This window comes from Clostridium sp. C105KSO13, assembly GCF_001517425.1.
Classification (GTDB): Bacteria; Bacillota; Clostridia; order Lachnospirales; family Lachnospiraceae; genus Muricomes.
In genome coordinates this window covers 1-333 of sequence record NZ_FBWL01000019.1, presented here as the reverse complement: position 1 = coordinate 333, position 333 = coordinate 1, and the positions used below count along the sequence as shown (strand labels likewise).

1 pseudogene is annotated in these 333 nt (G+C 37.8%); it reads right to left on the bottom strand.

Features of this window, described 5'->3' with window-relative positions:
- Positions 1-264 (bottom strand): annotated as a pseudogene (locus tag BN3456_RS00055) (hypothetical protein); the annotation flags it as partial.
- Positions 265-333: the final 69 nt, after the last annotated feature.

Here is a 333-nt window from a genome sequence, read left to right as displayed (position 1 = left end):
CGCATGAAGATAGGATACAGCTGCCTTTGCAGGAACTCCTTTGTCAAGATGTCTGGAAAGGCGGTCAACAATATTTATCTTCTTAGAATCCTCGTGGAGTTGGTCAACGACATCTGTTAGCAGACAACTCCCAGCCGCCAGCATACCGTAGGTGATATCCGCAGTGAATTTTCGATCTGGCTTAGATAGATGCCTGGAAATTTTATTTGTAAAAGTTAATATTTTTCGTTTCAGTGCATAGGTATTTGATGTATAATTAGCCATAGGGAATCTCCTTCTTTTTTGTTTAGTAAGATTTTTCTTTGATAGCTTAATTTTACATCAAAAAGGAAT